This is a genomic window from Algibacter mikhailovii (assembly GCF_014651495.1).
GTDB lineage: Bacteria > Bacteroidota > Bacteroidia > Flavobacteriales > Flavobacteriaceae > Algibacter_E > Algibacter_E mikhailovii.
The window spans coordinates 25,715-49,780 of the sequence record NZ_BMWZ01000013.1 but is presented as its reverse complement, the minus strand read 5'-3'; the positions used below and the strand labels follow the sequence as shown (position 1 = coordinate 49,780).

Annotated in this window: 19 protein-coding genes; 10 read left to right on the top strand and 9 right to left on the bottom strand. The window is 34.7% G+C overall.

The features are described 5' to 3' along the window. The 7 genes from IE051_RS17950 to IE051_RS17920 all read left to right on the top strand — a co-directional run. Positions 1–1,222, top strand: a 1,222-nt coding sequence (locus IE051_RS17950) for a malectin domain-containing carbohydrate-binding protein (RefSeq protein ID WP_189362799.1), incomplete at its 5' end; no start/stop codon positions are given. A gap of 487 nt (positions 1,223–1,709) precedes the next feature. Next, entirely contained in the window at positions 1,710–4,946 is a 3,237-nt protein-coding gene (locus tag IE051_RS17945; protein WP_189362798.1) for a S41 family peptidase, read from the top strand. A gap of 22 nt (positions 4,947–4,968) precedes the next feature. Next, positions 4,969–6,198: an Nramp family divalent metal transporter gene (locus IE051_RS17940; RefSeq protein WP_189362797.1), complete on the top strand. Its 1,230-nt coding sequence runs from the start codon at positions 4,969–4,971 to the stop codon at positions 6,196–6,198. 2 nt (positions 6,199–6,200) lie between these two features. After that, positions 6,201–6,938: a 5-oxoprolinase subunit PxpA gene (pxpA, locus tag IE051_RS17935; RefSeq protein WP_189362796.1), complete on the top strand. Its 738-nt coding sequence runs from the start codon at positions 6,201–6,203 to the stop codon at positions 6,936–6,938. A gap of 1 nt (position 6,939) precedes the next feature. Further along, a complete protein-coding gene (gene pxpB / locus IE051_RS17930; protein WP_189362795.1) occupies positions 6,940–7,674 on the top strand; it encodes a 5-oxoprolinase subunit PxpB in 735 nt (244 codons plus the stop codon). Beyond that, complete coding sequence (locus tag IE051_RS17925; protein ID WP_189362794.1) at positions 7,667–8,515, top strand: 5-oxoprolinase subunit C family protein; 849 nt, start codon at positions 7,667–7,669, stop codon at positions 8,513–8,515. The genes pxpB and IE051_RS17925 overlap by 8 nt, the downstream gene beginning before the upstream one ends. Before the next feature lie 68 nt (positions 8,516–8,583). After that, entirely contained in the window at positions 8,584–9,321 is a 738-nt protein-coding gene (locus IE051_RS17920) for a DUF6503 family protein (protein ID WP_189362793.1), read from the top strand. Here IE051_RS17920 and IE051_RS17915 read toward each other — a convergent pair. The 5 genes from IE051_RS17915 to clpB form a co-directional block, all read right to left on the bottom strand. Next, positions 9,314–9,835 carry a SixA phosphatase family protein gene (locus IE051_RS17915; protein ID WP_189362792.1) on the bottom strand — a complete coding sequence of 174 codons (522 nt, stop codon included), beginning with the start codon at positions 9,833–9,835 and terminating at the stop codon, positions 9,314–9,316. The genes IE051_RS17920 and IE051_RS17915 overlap by 8 nt on opposite strands. 5 nt (positions 9,836–9,840) lie before the next feature. Continuing rightward, on the bottom strand, positions 9,841–10,539 hold the full coding sequence (gene deoD, locus IE051_RS17910) for a purine-nucleoside phosphorylase (RefSeq protein WP_189362791.1): 699 nt from the start codon (positions 10,537–10,539) through the stop codon (positions 9,841–9,843). Between the two features lie 52 nt (positions 10,540–10,591). Next, entirely contained in the window at positions 10,592–11,260 is a 669-nt protein-coding gene (deoC, locus tag IE051_RS17905; protein WP_189362790.1) for a deoxyribose-phosphate aldolase, read from the bottom strand. Positions 11,261–11,415: 155 nt separating this feature from the next. Further along, complete coding sequence (gene deoC, locus IE051_RS17900; RefSeq protein ID WP_189362789.1) at positions 11,416–12,159, bottom strand: deoxyribose-phosphate aldolase; 744 nt, start codon at positions 12,157–12,159, stop codon at positions 11,416–11,418. A gap of 343 nt (positions 12,160–12,502) precedes the next feature. After that, complete coding sequence (gene clpB, locus IE051_RS17895) at positions 12,503–15,109, bottom strand: ATP-dependent chaperone ClpB (protein WP_189362788.1); 2,607 nt, start codon at positions 15,107–15,109, stop codon at positions 12,503–12,505. Between the two features lie 207 nt (positions 15,110–15,316). On the opposite strand from clpB, the gene IE051_RS17890 reads away from it, so the two are divergent. Together IE051_RS17890 and ytxJ are read left to right on the top strand one after the other, a co-directional pair. Then, positions 15,317–16,258 (top strand): glycoside hydrolase family 16 protein, encoded by a 942-nt coding sequence (locus tag IE051_RS17890; RefSeq protein WP_229796866.1) that lies wholly within the window; start codon positions 15,317–15,319, stop codon positions 16,256–16,258. Between the two features lie 78 nt (positions 16,259–16,336). After that, entirely contained in the window at positions 16,337–16,726 is a 390-nt protein-coding gene (ytxJ, locus tag IE051_RS17885) for a bacillithiol system redox-active protein YtxJ (protein ID WP_189362787.1), read from the top strand. A gap of 80 nt (positions 16,727–16,806) precedes the next feature. Here the strand turns inward: ytxJ and IE051_RS17880 are convergent, their stop codons facing one another. Both IE051_RS17880 and fahA read right to left on the bottom strand, forming a co-directional pair. Beyond that, positions 16,807–17,988, bottom strand: a complete 1,182-nt coding sequence (locus IE051_RS17880; RefSeq protein ID WP_189362786.1) for a hypothetical protein — start codon at positions 17,986–17,988, stop codon at positions 16,807–16,809. A gap of 123 nt (positions 17,989–18,111) precedes the next feature. Continuing rightward, positions 18,112–19,395: a fumarylacetoacetase gene (fahA, locus tag IE051_RS17875; protein WP_189362785.1), complete on the bottom strand. Its 1,284-nt coding sequence runs from the start codon at positions 19,393–19,395 to the stop codon at positions 18,112–18,114. Between the two features lie 199 nt (positions 19,396–19,594). On the opposite strand from fahA, the gene glyA reads away from it, so the two are divergent. After that, positions 19,595–20,866: a serine hydroxymethyltransferase gene (gene glyA / locus IE051_RS17870; protein WP_189362784.1), complete on the top strand. Its 1,272-nt coding sequence runs from the start codon at positions 19,595–19,597 to the stop codon at positions 20,864–20,866. A gap of 319 nt (positions 20,867–21,185) precedes the next feature. Here glyA and IE051_RS17865 read toward each other — a convergent pair whose 3' ends face one another. Together IE051_RS17865 and IE051_RS17860 are read right to left on the bottom strand one after the other, a co-directional pair. Then, positions 21,186–22,301 carry a DUF2914 domain-containing protein gene (locus IE051_RS17865; RefSeq protein WP_189362783.1) on the bottom strand — a complete coding sequence of 372 codons (1,116 nt, stop codon included), beginning with the start codon at positions 22,299–22,301 and terminating at the stop codon, positions 21,186–21,188. Between the two features lie 137 nt (positions 22,302–22,438). Next, positions 22,439–24,028, bottom strand: coding sequence for a hypothetical protein (locus IE051_RS17860; RefSeq protein WP_189362782.1), 1,590 nt, complete (start codon positions 24,026–24,028; stop codon positions 22,439–22,441). Positions 24,029–24,066: the final 38 nt, after the last annotated feature.

Sequence of the window (24,066 nt, the reverse complement as noted above, 5' to 3'; positions counted from 1 at the left end):
AGATGATTATGATTTAACAGCAGAAGTAGGAGCGCAAACAGAAGTGACCAAAACTTTTACAGTAGTGGTAACAGATGGTTCTCTTGACATGGACTTTGATGCTCTGGGAAGTGACGGCAAAGATCAGCCTAAGCTATCGGCCATAGAAATTCTTGGTCAAGCCATAAATCAGGCGCCAGTAGCTTTAGCCGGTTCAGATCTTACATCAGGGCCTGCACCATTGACGATATCATTTAATTCAATAGGGTCTAGTGACGATAAAGGTATTACGGCTTACGCTTGGGACTTTGGTGATGGAACTTCTGTGAGTAATGAGGCATCGCCAAGTCATATATTTACAGCTGCCGGTAACTATACGGTAACTTTAACGGTAAGCGATGTAGAAGGAGAAACACATAGCGATACCATTGCTATTGAAGTGGAAGAGTCTGTATCAAATGACTTTGCGCTGCGCATTAATGCAGGTGGACCAAGCTTAGATTTCGAAGGAGAGACCTTCATAAGCGATCAATACTTTGAAGGAGGAAAGTCATTTGAAAATATAAGTGCCACGGTAGTGAGTCTTTATCAAACAGAACGTAGTTCGGATGAAAAGGAATTTAATTATAACATACCTTTAGCAAATGGAACCTATGAAGTCACGCTGCACTTTGCAGAGATTTACTGGGGAGCTACAGGTGGAGGAGCAGGAGGCTTAGGTAAGCGTGTTTTTGATGTTGAAATTGAAGGTGCCAAGGTATTGAATGATTATGACGTAAGTGCCGATGTAGGACCTCAAACGGAAGCCACTAAGACATTTTCAGTTGTTGTTATTGATGGAGCTCTTGATATGTACTTTGATGCTCTGGGAAGTGACGGTAAAAATCAACCTACCCTTGCAGGAATTGAAATTCTTGGTCAAGTTGATAATATTGAAAGTGATATTGTTAGCGATGCTGCGGATTCTGTATTGTCCGATGACCCAGAGACATCTATTAATGAAATAGGAATATTTCCTAACCCAGCTTCAAATGAAGTGACATTAAACTTTACGTATCTAATTGAGATTGTTTCTTATGAAATATACGATTTAACTGGAAGGTTGGCGAAAAGAGTAGATGTAAACAAAATGATTAAAACGGATAAGATTTTTGTTAATGAATTAACCGATGGATCATATTTTATTCTAGCAATAGGCAAACAAGGTGGAGTCTATCAAAAACAACTTGTTGTAAAAAAATGATAGAAATAAATTAAATTTAAAAAAGAAAGGCCTCTATTTTTTAGAGGCTTTTTTATGCTTACCAATAATTAGGTTTATTATATTGTTCCTGATAATTTTTTATAGTCACAATTTATCCTCATCATAGATATATTGACTGTACTAATGATGAGAATCATTCTGAAATGTCTATTCAGAAGCGCTTTACAAAGATAAAAACATATTTATAATATAGGTCCTGGTCCCTTATTAGCAGCAGCAATTATAGGACCGGTAACTGTGGATTTTTAAATTCTTATGGGCGTAAATTTTGGCTGTGCTTTATTGTGGGCTATGCTTTTATCCATTGTAACTACAATAGTCCTTAAGGAAATGACAGTATGCTAAGGTGTTATTTCGGAAAAAAGATCAGCTAATATTTTCTATTGTTAAGGAATCATTAATTATGTATTTTTTTATTCAGGTAATTAGGTCTAATTTTGAGTTTAAAATAAAAAAACGCCCGTTAATGAAATTATCCTCAATAATAAGAACTGCATTTGTTTTGGTTGTTAGCACATGTTTGGCTCAAACCCCTTTATTAAATTATCCTTCAATGAGTCCTGACGGGCAAACCATTGCCTTTAATTTTCAAGGTGATATTTGGACGGTAAATAAAGATGGTGAAAATTTAAACCGAATCACCGTACATGAAGCTTATGATACAAAGCCACTGTGGAGTCCTGATGGAAAATCTATAGTCTTTCAAAGTGATAGATACGGTAATAATGATGTTTATTCAATACCATCTCAAGGCGGTTTGTCTAAAAGGTTGACCTATCATTCTGCAGCTGATATCGTTACAGATTATACCTCAAATGGTGATATTTTATTTTCTACAAGAAGAAATTTTGCTCAAGTTGAACGCGAGCCAGAAATTCATATTATAAATAAAAATGGAGGTACGCCAAAGCGTTATATGAGTGCTTTAGGGTTTGATGCTGCGATATCTCCTAGTGGCGAGTTTGTTGTTTTTACGAGGGGTACTTGTCGACTAGAAAGAGAATTTTATAATGGACCTGCGAATAGAGATATTTGGTTGTATAATATAAAAGAGGATAAATACGTACAATTAACCTCCTTTGAAGGGAATGACTTTTATCCGCAATGGGCAGATGATACTACTATTTATTTTCAGTCGTCAAGAAGTGGACGATATAATATACATAAGTTAAATGTTTCAGTTCTTGGGGAAAAACAAGGCAATGTTTCTCAGATTACTAATTTTAAAAATATGGGAATATTTTCTTTTCACTTAAGTAAAAACGGAAAGGATATCATTCTTGCACAAGCCAATCATCTTTATCTTTTGGATGTCATTTCAAAGTCGCAAAAAGAAATTAAATTGGAGATCCCCACTGATTATAAATTTGATCCTATTGTGCATAAAACATATAGTGCTAATATTAATGAATTAGCAATAGCCCCAAGCGGCAAACTGTTAGCACTAGTTGTAAGAGGTGAAATTTTTGTTAGAAAGACAGAGAAGGATAAAAAGCGTACGGTAAATATTTCTAAATCGGAATATAGAGATAGGATGCCAACGTGGTTAAATGATAGTTCACTGCTGTTTATATCAGATAGAGAAGGGCAGAACGATTTATACGTGGTACATTCTGGTGATGATAATGAATCTAATCTTTTTAAGACATTAAAACATAAAATAACTAGAATAACTAATACAAAGGAAAACGAGAGTAACCCCGTGTTGTCACCTGATGGGAAATCTATAGCTTTTAATAGAGGTAGAGGAAAGTTAATTGTTGCAAGTATTAATTCTGATGGTAAATTATCAAACGAAAAGGTGTTGCAAGATGGATGGGCTACTTCAAACGGCGTGTCTTGGTCTCCAGATTCAAAATGGTTAGCATACAGTTTGACGGATTTAGATTTTAATAGAGAAATATATATTCACAAAGCTGATAATTCTATCAAACCAGTAAATATTTCAATGCATCCTAAGCAAGATAGAAATCCTATTTGGAGTCCTGATGGTAAAAAACTTATGTTTTCTTCAAATAGAAATAATAACGATTATGATGTTTGGTTTACGTGGTTGAATAAGGAAGATTGGGAAAAAACAACACAAGATTGGGAAGAAGATACAGATGATCTGCCAGAATCAAAGACTGATAAATCCCCGAATAAGAAAGATGAAAATGGAAAGCAAGAAGATGAAGTACCAGAGGTGGTTATCGATTTTGATGATATTCATAGAAGACAGGTTCAGGTAACATCTTTTGTTGGTGGTGAGCAGGGTAGGTTCTTTTCAAAAGATTGTAAGACTATATATTTTACCACTGGGAATAGAGCAAGAGGTAATGCTAAAACGACATCAGATTTATATAAAATAAAATGGACAGGAAAAGATCAAAAAGCAATTACTTCAAAAGATACCAAGCCAACTAATATTATTATTGATAGGAGCTTTTCAAACATTTATTTTACCAAGGAAGGCGGTAGTTTATCCAGTATAAAGGTGTCAAACGACAAGTTAGTAAACTTACCCTTTTCCGCTAAACTTGATATTGATTATGAAGGTGAGACAAAACAGATATTTAATGAAGCATGGAAAGCGATTAATGATGGGTTTTATGATCCAGATTTTCATGGTCAAGATTGGAATAAATTAAGAGCTACATATGAACCATTAGCTTTAGGAGCATCAACACGTATCGATTTTCAAAATATGTTCAACCGGATGTTGGGGCAAATTAATGCGAGTCATATGGGTTTATATAGCACTGAAAAGAGAGAAGTTGTTCAAAAAGAGGCTACAGGTTTGTTAGGGGTTGAATTTGAACCACAGACCAATGGGGCTCTAAAAGTCATAGGTGTTGTACCCAATATGCCAGCAGATCGAAGCGCTAGCAAATTAGTTCTAGGTGATATTCTAACTCGTGTTAATGGCATAGAACTTAGTAAACAGACTAATATTTATAGTTTGCTAGAGGGTACGGTAAATGAAAAGATTTATTTAGAAGTGGATAGATCTGGATCGACTAAGGAAGTGATTATTAGACCACAAAGTAGTAACCGTACGGCTAATTATAATGCTTGGGTAAAAGAGCGCCAACGATTAACTGCTAAATACTCAAACGGTCGATTAGGATACATACATATTCAAGGGATGAACTGGGAGAGTTTTGAGCGCTTTGAACGTGAGCTTACTGCTGCAGGTCTAGGTAAGGAAGGTATTGTTATCGATGTGCGTTATAATGGTGGGGGTTGGACGACGGATTATTTAATGGCAGTGCTTAGTGTTAAACAACATGCCTATACCGTCCCTAGAGGCGCTGCAAAAAGCTTAGAAGATGAGCATACTAAATTTAGAAACCATTATCCATTTAGTGAACGTTTGCCCTTAGCATCTTGGACAAAGCCTTCAATAGCTTTGTGTAATCAAAATAGTTACTCTAACGCAGAAATATTTTCACATGCTTATAAAGCGCTTAATATTGGCACTCTTGTTGGTAGGCCTACTTTTGGAGCTGTAATATCAACTGGGAGTACGCGATTAATTGATGGCTCTTATGTAAGAATGCCTTTTAGGGGGTGGTATGTTAAGAGGACACAATCTAATATGGAGTTGGGACCAGCAGTGCCTGATATAATAGTTTCCAATAACCCTGATGATAAGGCTAAAAATAAAGATACTCAGCTTAAAAGGGCTGTGGATGAATTATTAAGCCAGTTGAAAAAATAGGACCTTAACAGTTTTGAGCGTTGTGAAACATTTCTTTAAGAATATTGGTCCAGGGCCGCTTATAGCGGCAGCTTTTATAGGGCCAGGAACGGTAACCGTTTGTACACTTGCTGGAGTTGGCTTTGGTTATACCTTATTGTGGGCCATGCTGCTTTCAATTTTGGCAACGGTTGGACTTCAAGAAATGGCCGCTCGATTAGGAATTATTTCTCAAAAGGGTTTGGCTGAAATTATTAGAGAAGAATTTAAAAACCCTGTCTTAAAAACCTTGGCTATTCTCTTAATTCTATCAGCTATAGTCATTGGTAACGCAGCATATGAAGCTGGTAATATTAGCGGTGGTGTTTTGGGTATTGAGACTATATTGGGGCCTCAGCGTACAGATATTATGACATTTTCTCTTAACTTGTGGAGTGTTGCAATTGGTGCTATCGCTTTTTTGTTATTGTATCTTGGAAATTATAAAATTTTAGAAAAGGTTTTGGTGTTTTTGGTCATATTAATGAGTTTGGCTTTTTTAATAACGGCAATAATTACAAAACCAGACTTAGGTTCTATTATCAAGGGGACTTTTATTCCTAAACTTAATGAAGGCAATTTGTTGATGGTTATAGGTCTAATAGGTACAACGGTTGTACCTTATAATTTATTCTTACACGCCTCTTTAGTTAAGGAAAAATGGCAAAATAAAAAGGACTTAAAATATGCGCGAAAGGATACCTTTATTGCTGTAATTTTGGGAGGTTTAGTTTCTATGTGTATTATGATCTCGGCCACTTCAATTGACACTGGACAAGTTCATAATGCTGTTGATTTAGCCAAAGGATTGGAACCTCTATTTGGAAGTTTTGCTAAGTATTTTCTTGGCTTAGGTTTATTTGCAGCCGGCATTACAAGCGCTATTACGGCACCTCTGGCTGCTGCCTATGTGGCAACGGGATGCTTGGGCTGGAATACCAACTTAAAATCGATGCGATTTAGGATGGTTTGGGGTTTTGTTCTTATTATGGGGGTTTTGTTTTCTACATTGGGACTCAAGTCTATTGAAATAATAAAATTTGCACAGATTACAAATGGTATTTTATTACCCGTAATTGCTGGGTTTTTAATTTGGGTAATGAATAAATCTTCGGTTTTAGGTTCATATAAAAACAGTAATATTCAGAATGTTTATGGGTGTATTATATTATTAATCAGTATCTTACTCTCATTAGCAAGCTTAAGTAAGGTGTTCGGTTTTAATATATTCTAAAAATGACAACTCATATTGATATAAACGTAGATGTAGGTGAAGGCATTAATAATGAGGCTGAGATTATGCCTTTTATTTCATCATGCAATATAGCTTGTGGCGGACATGCCGGCGATTTAAAAAGCATGCGACATGTTGTGCAATTGGCAAAGGAATATAGTGTTAAAATAGGGGCGCATCCCTCATTTCCAGATAAAGAACATTTTGGTAGAAAACCTATGGAGATGTCTTGCGTTACGTTGTATACTTCTATTAAGAATCAAATTAAGACTTTAGTAAGTGTTTTAGACGAAGAACATCTACAACTTCATCACGTAAAGCCCCATGGTGCTTTATATAATATGGCGGCGGTAGATGAAAATATTGCCCAGATTATTGTTGAGGTGATGAAGGGGTTAATGCTACGAGCCAAACTTTATGTGCCGTATAAATCTGAAATTGCAAAACTGGCCATTGAGCAGGGTATACCAATATTGTATGAGGCATTTGCGGATAGAAATTATACAGAGGATTTGATATTGGTACCAAGAACGGCAAGTAATGCGGTGATTGAAAATGAAGAGGCTCTTTTTAATCATGTAAATACGATGTTGATGTCTCAAAAAGTAAGAACGGTATCAGGAGTTTTAAAAGAGATTAAGGCAGATACGTTTTGTATTCATGGGGACAATCCAAATGCAGTTCAATTGATTACAAGTCTAACCAAGAGACTGGAAGAAAACGGTATAAAGGTTACCTGAATTGTCATCCTACCAACCTACATATAAACGCTATAATGAACAGGCCATTCTAATTGAATGGCCCACTGATATTAATACGCGTATTTTGTCAGAGATACTTCGGTATAAGGAGAAAATTGAGCTTGTATTAAATCAAGAAGTTAGTGAAGTTCGTTCTGCTTATCAATCTTTGCTAATTATTTATAAATCCTATGTCACAGATGTCTCAGGGGCAATTGATGTTTTGAAAGCGGTTTATACTTCCGATGTAGAATTAAAACCTTTGACCTCTAAAATATGGAAAGTACCAGTATGCTACGATGATAGGTTTGGTTGGGATCTAGAAGAGATGTCCCTTAGTAAAAAAATATCAAAAGGCCGCATTATTAAATTGCATTCAGAAGTTATTTACACCGTTTATTTTATTGGGTTTTTACCCGGTTTTTTATATTTAGGCGGATTAAATGAAATGCTTTTTACGCCAAGAAAGGCTACGCCCAGGATGAACATAAGAAAAGGTGCAGTTGCTATTGGAGGTCGTCAAACAGGTATTTATCCAAATGACAGCCCTGCGGGTTGGCATATTATAGGAAATTCTCCTATTGATTTTTTTAAACCTAAAGCGTCATTACCATGTTTTGCAAAAGCGGGAGACCGTATACAGTTTATTCCTATTTCTTTAAAGGAATACGCTAGCATTGAAAAACTAATTGAGGAAGGTTATTATAATTTAGATAGCGAGGTCTGGCATGATTAAAGTATTAAAACCGGGTTTATTTTCAACCGTACAAGATTTAGGTCGTTTTGGATATCAAGACTTAGGTGTTCCCTATTCCGGGGTTATGGATATGCAGGCGGCTAAAATCGCCAATGTTTTACTGAATAATAGGGAGGACTCGGCTGTTTTGGAAATGACCATGACCGGCCCAGCCTTGCATTTTAATGCGCATACCATAATTTGTTTAACGGGTGCTGATATAAGTGCGAAGTTAAACTCTAAGGCATTAAGTAATTATGAGCTAATCAAAGTTCAGCCAAATGATGTATTAAGTTTTGGTGCTTTGAAAAAGGGATTTAGGTGTTATTTGTCCATTATGGGTGGATTTAAAACTGAAATTTGTATGCAAAGTAGAAGTATGTATACAGGAGTAACTTCAAATAATCGATTGCTAAAAGGAGACTATTTAGAAGTTGAAGAAAATCATGTCATGTTAAGTAATAAAAATGCTGGTTTAAAAATTGATACAACATACATGGATAGTTCTATAGTAGATGTTTTTAGAGGCCCTGAGTTTCATCTGCTTTCTAAAGAGCAACAAGAGGAATTGTTAAATAATGATTTTTCAATTTCAAATTATAATAACCGAATGGCGTATCAGCTAAATGAATTATTAGATAATAATTTGAGTCCAATAATAACCTCACCGGTATTGCCCGGAACGGTGCAATTGACCCCTTCAGGAAAAATAATAATATTAATGCGAGATTGTCAAACTACGGGAGGGTATCCTAGAATTTTCCAACTAACCGTTCAGGGTATAAATAGTATAGCTCAGAAACGAACTGGACAGAACATTACATTTAATTTACGTAAATAATAGCATGTTTTTGTCATATAAAGTAAGCATCACGTGTTTTTTCGACTGATTGAAAAATTAAGAAAATTATGAGGAACACGGCATGTGTTAGTTTGGTGCTACTATTGGTTTTTAATTGTTCTAAGAGTAGACACCAAGATGTCCAAACCATAGTCAATAAGTCTATTGAAATATCTGGTGGTAATCAAATAGATACTGCTACTATGGCCTTTACATTTCGCAATAAAATTTACAAGGCAAAAAGACAAAAAAATCGGTTTCGGTTGGAGAGAATTTCGGTGAAAGGTAAGGATACTATTTTAGATGTATTGGATAATAAAGGATTTCAAAGGATTGTAAATAAAGAGAATGTAAGTGTTCCAGATTCAATGGTTCCAAGATATTCAGCTTCGGTAAATTCCGTGCATTATTTTTCTGTTTTACCTTACCACTTGAATGATAGAGCTGTTAACAAAGAGCTTTTAGGAGAGTATAGTATTAAAGGGAAACCATATTTTAAAATAAAAGTGACATTTAATCAAGATGGTGGCGGTGAAGATTTTGATGATGTATTTTTATATTGGGTTAATACGGAAACTTATAAGGTTGATTATCTGGCATATTCCTATAGGGAATCGGATGGTTTAGGGCTTCGATTTAGGGAAGCTCATAATGAACGTTATATTAAGGGTATTCGGTTTGTTGATTATTATAATTATGAGCCCTTGATTAAGGATGTTAAGCTTAATGATTTGGATGAGCTGTTTCAAAAAGCGCAATTGAAGAAGATTTCAGAAATAAATTTACAGCAAATAACGGTTAATTAAATTTTAACAATTGGCTTGAAATACGGCCATCAATAATACTTACCAGATATAAGTTGCCATTATTTGTGTCTTTTATGGTTTCGTAATAAGTGTTTTTTGTAATAGCATTGACAAATTTGGGTATTGTATTACTATGCCCAACAATAAGTGTGTTTTTTCCATTGGTATGCTTTAAAAAGGTGTCATAATCGATAGTGTTTGGGTCGTAAATTGAAATTTCCTTATTGTTTTTAATGGCTGCAGGTTTGGCCGTTTCTATGGTCCTGTGGTAATTTGTAGAATACACTAAATCCAATGGAACCTGACTTAGAATAGCGCTCCATGTATTGGCTCGGTCAAGTCCTTTTTTAGTTAAATGCGGATTAGGTTCAGATGGATTGCTTCTATCCTTTTCAGCGTGCCTAATAAAGTAATAATTTGACACAATTCCTGTAGTGCTATGTGATGAGTTTTTTGACTCAAAACAGCATGTTAAAATAAAAAATGAAAGGATAAGAGCTATTTTTTGAGTCATAAGGATTAGGTTAATTCTAGAGCTATTTCTATCATATCCTTAAATGAGGTTTCTCGTTCTTTAGAAGTGGTGTGCTCCCCGCTAATAAGTGAGTCTGAAATAGTTAAAATGGAGAGAGCCTCTACCTGATGTTTTGCAGCTATAGTATATAAGCCAGCCGATTCCATTTCAACACAGAGCACCCCGAATTCTGACCATTTTTTATAGGATTCAAAGTTGTCCGCATAAAACTCATCTGAAGTAAGCACATTGCCTGCTTTAATAGCAATATTTTTTGATTTTGCTATGTCAAGTGCCTTTTGGAAGAGTTTGAAACTCGCGGTTGGTGCGTAATCTGCTCCATTAAAACGTAATGTATTTAGTCCAGAATTTGATGAAGCGGCCATTGCAAATACAATATCTCTTAGCTTTATATCTTTTTGATAGGATCCAGCACTGCCAACACGAATTAAATTTTTAACATCATATTCGGTTATGAGTTCATGGGCATAAATGGAAATGGATGGTACGCCCATACCTGTGCCCATTACCGAAATTGGCTTTCCTTGATACAAGCCTGTATAGCCAAACATGTTTCTAATCTTATTAAAGCAAAAGGTTTCCTCTAAATAAGTTTCAGCAATCCATTTAGCGCGTAAAGGATCTCCCGGAAGTAATATCGTTTCGGCGATGTCTCCTTTCTTAGCTTCTATATGTATGCTCATTGTTTCGGAAATAGTTAAAAAATGTCCTTTTGCTTCTGATGTGTCTCGGTATCTAATAGTTCTTATGTTCTGATTTTTCACCAGTAACTATGGCTATTCCTGATGACGTGCCTAAACGATGTACGCCTTGGTTAATATATTCTAAAGCGGTCTTTGCATCCTTAATACCTCCCGACGCTTTAATTTTTGCTAAACCTTGGCTAGCGCTTTTCATGAGCTTGATGTCTTTCTTACTGGCGCCTCTGCTTCCAAACCCAGTAGACGTTTTTATAAAGTCAGCGCCACTTTCAATGGCGAGCTCACTTGCCTTAATAATCTCAATATCATCAAGGTAACACGTTTCTAAAATGACTTTTAAGTTGTTTTTAGGGAGTTGTTTTTTTACAGCCGCAATGTCATTCTTGACCCCATCAAAATCTTTACCTTTTAGAAGGCCAATATTAATTACCATATCAATTTCATCGGCTCCGTTTCTAATTGCAGATGCGGCTTCCTGTGCTTTTGCTTCGGTGCTCATAGCGCCTAAGGGAAAGCCAACAACAGAGCAGATTTTAACATCAGATTCTATCAATTGTGCTTTAGCCAAAGCGACAAAACTACTGTTTACGCAAACAGCGAAGAAATTATATGTTTTGGCTTCTTCACATAATTTAATAATATCGCGCTTTGTTGCCGTAGCCTTTAAAAGTGTATGGTCTATATATTGGCTAAATGGACTCATGTTTATAATCTTTTAAGTGTGCCTATATGACTTCATTAGAATAGCCTAAGAATAAGATATGGCATTCTTTCAAAGATATTAACAATTATCTATTTATACTACTAGTTTGGGAAGAATGGTTGTTTGATTTATAAAATTTAAGTACGACTTAAAACCTAGAGTGTGGTCTTGTTGGTGGTTTTATTTAACTCTGAATTTGGCGTTTCTTGTCCCTTTTCTAAATATTTTCTATAAATTTTTGAGGTTCTAATTTGTCTAGCATTATTAACAGGATTGATGGCGGTAAACGCACCTATTCTATCCGTGCCAATTTCAAGATACTTTAAGGCGGTTTCAATGTCAAAGATATCGCCAGTAGCCTTTATCTGAGCTCTGTTTTTTATCGTTTTCTTTATAATTTTTATGGCAGTAAGGGTGGCGCCACTTTTGGAAAACCCTGTTGAAGTTTCTATCATATCTGCCCGTCCATCCAAGCATATTTCAGAAGCTTTAATAATCTCATTTTTGTTCAATTCTGAAATTTCAATAATCACTTTTAATGGATGTTTACCAATAATGCGTTTGACATCGGTAATGTCTTTTAAAATAGATACATAATTTTTACTTTTTAAATAACCAAGGTTGATTACCATGCCAATTTCTTCCGCACCATCAACAATAGCTTGTTTGGCTTCATACACTTTGACTTTTGTACTACTAGAGCCGAACGGAAACCCGACAACAGTAGATACCTTTACATTAGATTTAGACAGGAACTCTTTCGCTAACGGAACATAACAGCTGCTCACACAAACACTATGATAATTGTATTCTAGTGCTTTTTCGCAAAGCGCTATAATATCACGTTGTGTGGTCGTTGAATCTAATAATGTATAGTCAATATGTTTGGAAATGTTCATGTGTAAACGTAGGTTTTTGTAAGCTATGTACTTTTTAAGGATAATTTTGTTTGAATTTAATATTGGGTATGTATCGTTTTGGGGACTTACATGAAAGCTAATTTATGTATATATACTTTAGTGTAATTGCGTTTTTTACGCTTTTAGACTAACGGTGCTCAATTTGTGTAGATAACAGATTTTTTGCGAATTTATTTTATTATTCAATCTTTTTTTATTAAATCTTTATGATTTAAACAATAAAAGCAACAATCTGCTCATAATGAGCATCATGTTGCTTTTTGTTAATCAACCAATTAACGTTCTATTTGTGTTGCTACTTGTAAGGGGTGTACTGAGAGTATTAAATTTCTTCGGCTACCAAATTACTTTGATTTCTAAAGACGAGCTTCTCATCAAAGGCATCCAATAAAATAATACTATCGGTGGTAACTTTACCCGCTAGGATCTCCTTACTCAAAGCGTTTAATACTTCTTTTTGAATGACACGTTTTACTGGTCTTGCGCCATATTCTGGGTTGTAACCTTTATCAGCTAAATAAGCAATAGCTTCCTGTGTTGCATCAAAAGTAATGCCTTGTTGGGCAATCATTTTGGTAACATTTTTTAGCTGAAGACCTACAATATCTGTAATGTTCTCTTTGCTTAAAGGCGTGAACATCACAGTATCATCAATTCTATTTAGAAACTCCGGTCGCACCGTTTGTTTTAACAAACCTAAGACATCTACTTTAGCAGCTTCAATTGCTGAATCAATGTCTTTTGTAGCCTCAAAACGTTCTTGTATTATGTTGCTTCCCATATTGGAAGTCATTATAATAATAGTGTTTTTGAAATTAGCTACGCGCCCTTTGTTATCTGTTAAATGCCCTTCATCTAATACCTGTAACAATATATTAAAAGTATCAGGATGTGCTTTTTCAATTTCATCCAATAATACCACTGAATAAGGTTTACGTCTAACAGCTTCAGTTAATTGTCCACCTTCATCGTAACCTACGTATCCTGGAGGTGCTCCAACTAATCTGCTTACGGCATGGCGTTCTTGGTATTCGCTCATATCAATTCTAGTCATGGCGTTTTCATCATCAAACAAGTATTCGGCTAGAGCTTTTGCTAGTTCTGTTTTTCCAACACCTGTAGTACCTAAGAATAAAAAGGTGCCTATAGGTTTTTCTGGATTCTGCAGACCAGCACGACTTCTCCTTACGGCATCACTTACTGCTTCTATAGCTTCTTCTTGACCAACCACGCGCTTATGTAATTCAGCCTCTAATAAGAGAAGTTTTTCACGTTCACTTTGAATCATTTTTGTCACAGGAATTCCAGTCCATTTTGCTACAACTTCGGCAATATCGTCATAAGTGACTTCTTCTTTTATTAAGGATGTTTCCGATTGTTCTAGTAATTTCTTTTGAAGCACTTCTAATTGTTCTTGAGCTTCTTTTATTTTGCCATAGCGCAATTCTGCTACTTGACCATAATCACCTTGACGTTCGGCTTTTTCAGCTTCCAGTTTGTAGTTTTCAATATCCTGTTTAATATTTTGAATACCGTCAACTACTTCTTTTTCACTTTTCCACTTTGCATAGATGTCATTTCTAGCCTCTTTATTGTTAGCCAAATCAGCACGAAGTGATTTTAATTTTGTTTCATCTTTTTCCCTTTTAATGGCTTCAATTTCAATTTCTAGTTGCATGATTTTTCTATCCAAAACATCTAGTTCTTCGGGTTTAGAATTGATTTCCATACGCAGTTTTGATGCCGCTTCATCCATCAAATCAATGGCCTTATCAGGTAAAAATCGATTTTGAATGTAGCGTTGAGATAGTTCTACTGCACCAATAATAGCCTCATCTTTTATACGTACCTTATGGTGGGTTTCGTACTTTTCTTTGATACCTCTCAATATGGAAATGGCACTTTCATTATCTGGCTCGTCAACTAATACTTTTTGAAAACGACGTTCTAAAGCCTTATCTTTTTCAAAGTATTTCTGGTACTCATCTAAAGTGGTAGCTCCTATAGCGCGCAATTCGCCTCTTGCAAGTGCTGGTTTCAATATGTTAGCAGCATCCATTGCGCCTTGTCCTCCTCCTGCGCCAACAAGTGTATGGATTTCATCGATAAATAAAACAATATCACCATCACTTGTGGTTACTTCTTTAATCACGGATTTTAAGCGCTCTTCAAATTCTCCTTTATACTTAGCTCCGGCAATTAATGCGCCCATATCTAAGGCGAAAATTTCCTTGTCCTTCAGATTTTCGGGGATGTCACCATCTATAATTCTGTGCGCTAAACCTTCGGCAATAGCTGTTTTTCCCGTTCCAGGTTCACCTACTAGAATGGGGTTGTTTTTTGTTCTACGTGACAATATTTGAAGAATTCTACGTATTTCTTCATCGCGCCCAATTACAGGATCAAGCTTGCCATCTTTTGCCAATTGATTCAAGTTTTTTGCATACTTATTCAAAGCATTATAGGTGTCTTCTTGATTCTGCGATGTTACGTTTTCTCCTTTTCTTAGTTCTTCAATAGCAGATTTTAATCCCTTCTCAGTAACACTTTGGTCTTTTAGCATTTGAGCTATTTTACTGTTTGATTTAAAAACAGCTAAAATTAAATGTTCAATAGAAACGAAATCATCCTTCATTTTTTTAGCAATGATTGATGCTTCGTTCAAGCTTTTTCCGGCTTCGCGTGAAAGCATAAGCTCGGTGCCGGATACTTTAGAAAAACTTTCTATCTGTTTGTCTAAGGCTTGTTTTAATATGTTCACGTTTACATTTAATTTTTTCAAAATAAATGGTAAAACGTTTTCATCAACCTCAAAAATACCTTTAAAAATATGTTCATTTTCAATTTGTTGATGGCCATTACTTTGAGCAATTTGCTGAGCTTGCTGTATGGCTTCTTGCGATTTTATTGTATAATTATTTAAGTTCATTGTATTGTTTTTTATGTTTTTTATACCTCATTTTCGAGGTGATATTTTGTTTTTCATCAGGTAGATTTCAATAATCTTACCAACTCAATTAGCAAGACAAAATGTCGGTATAAGAGCTAGTTATAATGACTTTTTGTCGTTATTGGGTCATTTGTTTGGTTTATATATAGGTTGTTTTTTAGTTTTTTGAAAACAAGATGGTTAATTTTGAGAGAATTAAAATTAAGGGTGATGCGTCGGTATACTTTTTTATTTCCATTTTTTATAGGGACCTTGTTTTTTGTGTTAAATTTTTCTGTCTTAGGAGAATATGATGCTTTCGTTGTTTATGACCGTATTAATTTAAAACAGGTAGGGCGGGACGTGTCTTCTTCTAGATTAGAGAATTTAGATAAGTCCCATAAATTTACGTTTAATACCTTGGTATGGTCAGATGAGTTTGAGGGTCAAGGTGGTATTGATACATCGAAGTGGTTTCACCAAACAAAACTAATTCTTGGTGATCGTTGGGCCAATAATGAAGAGCAGCACTATACGGCTAGAATTGAAAATGCATATGTTGCAAATGGGACGCTGAGAATAAAAGCTAAGAAAGAACCTTATACTGACCAAGGTCATCAAAAAGAATATACTTCAGCAAGGTTAAATTCTAAATTTGCATTTAAATATGGTAAAGTAGTGGTTAGAGCAAAATTGCCAAATGTTGCTGGTACATGGCCAGCTATATGGTTATTGGGAAAGAATATTAAGGAAATAGGAGGGTATTGGACCAATGAAGGGTTTGGGAAGGTTACTTGGCCTCATTGTGGTGAAATTGATATTATGGAACCTAATATAGAAAAAACACAAACTTTAGCAACATGGCATTGGTTTAATGGTAGGGAGTATCAAATGAACTCAAAACAGATACCTCTGTCCAATGTAGATGCCTCGCAGAATTTTCATGATTTTATTTTAGAATGGGATTCTAAATCGATGCGGATTTATTTGGATGATACTCTTGTTAATGAAATGTCAACAGTAAAACCGTATGATAAGGAGTTTTATATTCTATTAAATTTGGCTATGGGCGGCAATCTTGGAGGTATTGTGGACCCTGATTTTACGGAGGATATTATGGAGATTGATTTTGTAAGAGTGTATCAGTAGGTATAGGGGCATTTTAAGAGTAATGTATTTTTAAAAAGTTATAGTGTAAGCTTACAAACATTATACGACTGTTAGTAAATGGGATTAATAAATAAATTGTTTGGAGGTTCAACAGAACCAAAAGAAGAAAAAGTATTGCCTTGGATTGCTTTAAATAATTTAGAACAATTAAATGCAATTCAAGAAAAATCAAAAACAAAAACGCAAGTTATTTTTAAACATTCTACGCGTTGTGGTATTAGCAGTATGGTTATGCGTCATTTTGTGAGTACTTATAACGTAACAGAGAATGACTTGGATTTGTACTATTTGGATTTATTAAACTACCGTGAGGTTTCTAATGAAATAGCTCATAGGTTTCAGGTGATGCATGAATCTCCTCAATTACTCGTGATTAGAAATGAAATTGTAGTAGCTCATGACTCTCATGGCGGAATTAATGAAATGGATTTAAATGCCTTTATTTAAAATACCAGATTGAACTGAGGTAAAAGAATCAAGTTGTGAATTTGAATAAAAAAAAGCCTTCCATATATGGAAGGCTTTTTTTATCTGTTGAAACTGTATGAGTTTATTATGTTTTTCAATTGCAGCTTTAAATCTTCGCCGGTATCATAAACCATTTGCTCATTATTGGGAAAGGGTACTCTTCGATTTTCTAAAAAGTTTATATCTTCTCGTCGCAGGGCGCGTCTATCTCCGGTAGACGTTGCATAGATGTATTCAAAAACAAATTGACTATCAATTGGGAATTTATTCAGAATTTGATTTGTTCTTAAATCTTTATAAACAACATCACCAATTACCTGAGATGATTTGGTCTGGATGGTCTCAAAATATCTACATTGTATTTTAACCAACTTGTCAACCTTAATATCATTGCCCAAGGTGTCTTTGGCTACATTTCCTGCATCATCCAAAACATATTGCCATCCATCGACTATTTCTTTCTCTCTAACAAACTCGCGTTCTTTAATCTGTTCAGGAGAAATATTGATTTGTTTCAAATTTAATTGTAACGTATAATCATAGTCTAGATTAGGTAGTTTATTTACGTGATAGGTGCTCCAAAACTTATTTAGGCCATAGGTATCTACACTTAGTAAGTCATCTTCTAAGCGTTTGGGGATAATTTGTTCTGTTTCATTATTAATGGCTACCAAAATATAATCCATACCACGTTGATGCGCTTCGTTTAAAAGTTCGGCTGTGTTTTCGTAATTTGGATTAATGGTCTGTAAATATTCCAGGGTATTGTATGCCTCTCGCATACTCGTTTTATCTTCATTTTCTAAAAGTGCAAGTCCTTTTTCAAATAAATAATTGGAGGCTTTGTTTCTGTATTGAAATATATTGTCGCTGTAGTTGTTGAATTTGAATGCTACATTTTCGCCATTAATATATAAAGGTAAAATAGGTTTTATAGCCTCCTGTCTTGCATCTAAGCCTTTATATAATTCATAAACCTTCACATACGCTTCTGGATTATCATCTTTTTTAAGATGGGCAATAGAACCTAAATCACGCTCAATTACTTTGTAATAGGCATCTTGAAGCATGACAACATAGTCGTAATTACGCTTTTTGTCTTTATTTGTTCTTAGTTTTCTTAGTGCTGTATTTATAGCTTGGTCATAATTGCCCGTATTTACAGCTTTCTCAACTTGTTTGCGCGTACTACAGGCAAAAGCAATGGCAATAACAGCTATTAAGAGTGGTATTTTTTTCATAGGTTATAGATTTTGATATTTGGGTAACCTTTTCAATAGTGGTGCCAAAATACAAAACCCACGGTCAAAATGCTAATAAATACGACAAAAGGTATTTTAAGGTTAAATTTTGTAGTTAAAGTCCTATTTTTTATTGTAAATAGGTAGTAGTTTACTCGAAACTTCTCCAAAACCAATTCTCGTGCCGTCTTTCTCACAATGTCCTCGCATTATTACGGTGTCATAATCATTTATGAATTTACGTTCACTACCATCCTTCATTTTAAGAGGTTTTTCGCCTTTCCAAGTTAATTCAAGCATGGAACCATAACTGTTTTCTGTTGGTCCAGATATTGTTCCGCTTCCCATCATATCTCCAGAGTTTACAGGACAGCCATTTACGGTATGATGTGCTAACTGTTGAGCCATATTCCAATACATATATTTGAAATTAGACTTACTTACAACATTTTCTTTAGCACCTTTGGGTTGTATAGAAACTTCTAAGTGTATATCATAGCTCTTTTTGCCTTTATATTGCAAATAGTCTAGCTGAGGTTTTATAGGTTTTGGACTGTTTACACGGTAGGGTTCCAAGGCATCTAAAGTCACAATCCAAGGTGAAATAGAAGATGCAAAGCTTTTAGCTAGAAATGGACCTAGCGGTACATATTCCCACTTTTGAATATCACGAGCACTCCAATCATTTAAAAGAACAAGTCCAAATATGTATTCTTCGGCTTCCTCAATAGGAATAGGTTCACCTAGGTCATTCGCATCTGTGGTAATAAAGGCCATTTCTAATTCAAAATCAACAAGTTTGCTTGGTCCAAAAACTGGTGTTTTGGCGCCATGAGGCATGGTTTGACCTTGAGGTCTATGAACGGGAATTCCAGAAGGAATTATTGAGGAACTTCTTCCATGATAACCAACAGGTATGTGTAACCAATTTGGTAATAAAGCATTTTCAGGGTCTCTAAACATAGTCCCTACATTAGTAGCGTGTTCTATGCTTGAATAAAAATCAGTATAATCACCTATTTGAACAGGTAATTGCATTTCAATTTCATCCAATCTAAATAAAATGGCTTCTTTATGTTTTGTGTTATTTCTTAACAAATCATTTTCAGCATCAAAAACTTGAGCAATTCTGTTTCTTACAGCGCGCCAAGTTTTTCTGCCATCAGCAATAAAATCATTGAGTGTATCTTGAAGAAAAATATCATCTGTAAGTGGGATGCCTTCAAAGTATCCTAATTGATGCAATGCCCCTAAATCTATAGCTGTATCACCTATTCTCGTTCCAATAGTTATGATATCATTACGGGTTAGGAACACCCCAAAAGGAATATTTTGAATCGGGAAATCTGAATTCTTATCTACGTGTAACCACGATGTTCTATCTGGATTATTAGCTGATAAAGGCATGACTTATATTTTTAGTGTTATTGTATTCTTATCAAACCTACATAATTTTTTTATTTTAATTGAAAAAATTGCTTAAAATATAGATTAACAATAGCCGTTAATAAAACCGTTAAAAACTTCATTGTTATTCTAGCTTTTTTAACAGTTATAACTGATGTATTTATTATTTTTGCCGAATATTTAATTAGAATTTCATTTTATGCAACGCGACGAACAAATTTTTGAACTTATCCAAGCCGAAAAGGAACGCCAATTACATGGTATTGAACTTATTGCTTCTGAGAACTTTGTGAGCCCACAAGTTATGGAAGCTGCAGGCTCTGTATTAACCAATAAATACGCTGAGGGGTACCCTGGAAAGCGTTATTATGGAGGCTGTGAAGTGGTTGATGAAGTTGAGCAAATTGCTATTGATAGAGCAAAAGCATTATTTGGTGCCGCTTATGTAAATGTACAACCGCACTCAGGAAGTCAGGCTAATACTGCAGTTTATCACGCATGTTTAACACCAGGTGATAAAATTTTAGGTTTTGATTTATCTCATGGAGGACATTTAACACACGGATCACCGGTAAACTTTTCTGGTAAACTTTACAATCCAGTTTTTTACGGCGTAGAGCAAGAGACGGGTGTATTAAATTATGATAAAATTCAAGAGATTGCTACAAAAGAACAGCCAAAATTAATTATTGCTGGAGCTTCTGCATATTCTCGTGATATTGATTTTAAACGTTTTAGAGTTATTGCTGATAGTGTTGGCGCAATTTTAATGGCTGATATTTCACATCCTGCTGGAATGATTGCTAAAGGCATTTTAAATGATCCGCTTCCACATTGTCATATTGTAACTACAACAACGCATAAAACCTTAAGAGGACCTCGAGGTGGAATGATAATGATGGGACAAGATTTTGAAAATCCGTTTGGTATTAAATTAAAGAATGGAAATTTACGTAAAATGTCATCTTTATTAGATTCTGCTGTTTTTCCAGGAAATCAAGGAGGCCCCTTAGAGCATATTATTGCTGCTAAAGCTATTGCTTTTGGAGAGGCTTTAACCGATGATTTTTTAAACTACCAATTACAGGTAAAGCATAATGCTAGCACTATGGCTGATGCATTAGTAGCTAAAGGTTATAATATTATTTCAGCTGGAACAGATAATCACTGCATGCTAATTGATTTACGTAATAAGAACCTATCTGGTAAAGATGCCGAACAAGCGCTAGTTAAGGCAGATATTACGGTAAACAAAAATATGGTACCTTTTGATGATAAGTCTCCATTTGTAACTTCAGGAATTCGTTTAGGCGTTGCTGCAGTAACTACGCGTGGTCTTAAAGAAGCGGATATGGGTGCTATTGTAGATCTTGTTGATGAGGTGATTACAAACTTTGAAGATGACACCGTATTAGCGGCTGTTAAGGAGAAAGTAAATGCTATGATGAAGGATTTACCTTTATTCCAATAATTGAATAATATTAAGTTAATTTACTTTGTGTTTAGATAAATAAAATCCTGCCATGAGCAGGATTTTTTTATTTCAATTATTAATTGTTCATTTAAGCTATAGTACTTTCTCTATTCGTTTTGCGCTTCTTTACTTCGTCATGGACTATACTTTTCCTGCGGTTTAATGAGGGCTACAGGATTCTAAACCAAGAGAAGGAGAAGTTAACCTATAATTTCTGATGCTCTTAAAATTTTGAATTAAGGGGTTTGGTCTCAATTAATTATTTCATAAGCTCTTAAGGCTGTTGACGGACTATTAAAGAAGCAGAGGTGAAGATTTACAGCTTTTCCTGTATGATTTTATTAGGCTTCAAGGTGGGATCTATTATGATTTCAAAATCAATAACGCCAATAACCAATTCTTCACTGGTAATTACCTGTACTTTCCATTCTCCGGGTTTTACATTAGTCTTAAAAGTATAACCTCGGTATCCAGTATCTCTACCGCCTGTAATTCTATAGCCAATATTGTCAGTAATCTCCCATTCTTTAGTTTCCTCATTATACCATTTCCAACGATGAAATATGGATTTTTTAATATCTGTTGGCGCAAATATTGACGCAAAAGCAAATACTTTATCTCCGGGGTTATAGATGAATTTTAACTTGTGATCTCTCCAAAACATTTTGCTATCTGCTCTTTCGTAGCTTACTAAATAGTCATTATTAACCAATGTGACTTCATGTGCTGCGATACCTCTATGTAAAGCAAGTGGCACCGGAGGAATGAGCTTTAGGAAATAGAAGCTATTAATAAGGGCATAGATGGATAAGATAAGTCCAATTATTTTACCTTTATGTATTTCTTTTCGGGTATTTGGGCTAGCGGCATAAATAATAATAATGACCACTAATGTTAATATTAAACTTACTAAACTTGAAAATATAAAAACATTTGTATTCATTTCTTTAATGAACACTGGAATCATGAAAGTGAAAAAAGTAAGGTTTAAAAAGAAATAGACACTAAATTGTAGGTACTTGTTCGATATTCTTTTCTTTAAAAATTCATTGGCAATAAGTAGAATAACTAAAATTACAAAAAATGACATTGTACTTGACAGGGAGACACTTCTTGAGAAATATATAACGTATGCACTAGAAAGTCCACCAAAGAAAAACTGAATGGCTAAAGGGAAGTATTCTTCATAACGATGAAGTATGGTGTTTTGCCATTTACCGTCATAAGCTACATTATAAAGATATAGGGTGATTGTAAGCGCTGACATATGCAGGCATAAAATTATGAGGTCATATAGTCTATCTATGCGTCCTAATGTAAAGGAGTCAAAAATAAAACCACCTATGAAAAAAATAAGTGGTGCATATTTTTTATGCTTTCGTATAAAAATTCGAAACTTGTTATTTCCAAACCTGTCTAATCTCCTTTTCATATAAGTTTTAGAAGTGTAAAAACCTCTAGGCTAAAAAAATATAAAACAAAAATTTCGACAAAAATAAGACTAATTTGGAATTATTGAAGTATAAAGATGGTCTATTGTTTTAATACAACTTTTTGAGAAATGAAGCCTTATTCCTTTTCGGGAAAAGTAACATGTTGGTAAGCTCCAATATCAGGTGAATCTATTCTATTGGTATTTAAAATATCTACAGGGACTTGCGCGGCAAACTCCTCATTTCCTTGATTTATTCCTGCAGATTCAGGACCAACCTCAAGTTGATTTAAATCGGTATTTTTAAAATCAGGTTCTTCATTAAAAATAATATTCTCATAAAGACTCGAGTTCTCAAAATCGTAATTAGGACCTACAAATTCATCTCGGGTGTCATCAAATTTAATTAAGCAATTAGTAAATTTAAAATTAAATTCGACAGTTTCTTCTTCAATTTCATCTAGTAAAAACTCCGTATTTTCATTGCCATAAATAATACAGTTGTTAAAATTAGCCTCAGCTAATTCTGCAATTATCGCATTGTCATCTTCATCAATAATAAAATTATTGATTAATAATGCCGGTATCTGTCTAAATCCTGTATTCCAATAATTGGCAATGGTACTATGTGTTAGGTTATATTTACCACCTAAAGTTCCTGCAAATGAAGCTAATCCCGAATTATTAATGACTAAGTTTTCACCTTCTATTGATGTGTTTCTACCTAAGATGCCAAAACTTGCAGAATTATATATTTGGGTATTGCTAATGCTTAATTTGTCAGAAGAAGTATTCGTGATAATATTATTAGAACCATCAGGATTACCGTCACTAAGAATACCAATAGTTGCATTTTTTATAGTTGCATAATTGATGGTATTGTTCAGGCTGCCTTCAAACAACCAAATAGTGCCCCATTGCCCTGGAATATCTGAAAATAACGGCTCCAGTCTATCACCTTCAAAGATCACTTCATTTTCTAGTAGCTCTTGGTCATTGCTGTAGGCGCCATTAACTTGAATGGATGCATTTGGAAAAACGATAAGTCCAGAATCTTCATGAAAGTGTAATCGGGCACCAGGATCAATTTTTAAAACTTTATTTTCTGGCACGGCCGCATAACCATAGATGACATACGGTTTTTCGTTTGTAAATGTGAGTTCATCTGATAATAATTCCCGTCCTTGGAGATCGGTTTCAAACGTTTCACCGTCTATTGTTATAGTTAAGGTCTCAATAACCTTAGTGGCTTCATCTCGTTCTGGGTAGATAAAAACGGCATCTTTGACCAAGGTCACTAAATCAACTTTTTGAAGTTTATCTCCAGCATCAAATTCAATTTGATCAGTATACAAATACTCATTATCCGGATTAGGAAAATTATTTATATCAATGGTGGATTCTACAAATACGAATAAGCTATCTTTTGCCAATATTTCAATATTTGTAAATGATTTTCCAGTAATACCATCAACGCTTAATCTGTAATTTGAGCTTTCACCTAAAGCTAATCTTACAGAGGGAATTGAAATATCATTTTCACTGCGGTTATAGACTTTAAGATTGTAAGTACTTGAACCTATATTTGTGAAAACGGTATCGAGATAAACCGTGTCTTTTGAAAATTGTAGATTTCCAGTAGAAGGCGAAAACTCAAAGTCTTTTCTACAGGAGCTCCAAAGTATTAAAAAACAAAATGAAATTATAAAGTATAAATAACGTGTCATTCGAAAGTACTGATAATAATAGGCTAAAATATAACTTT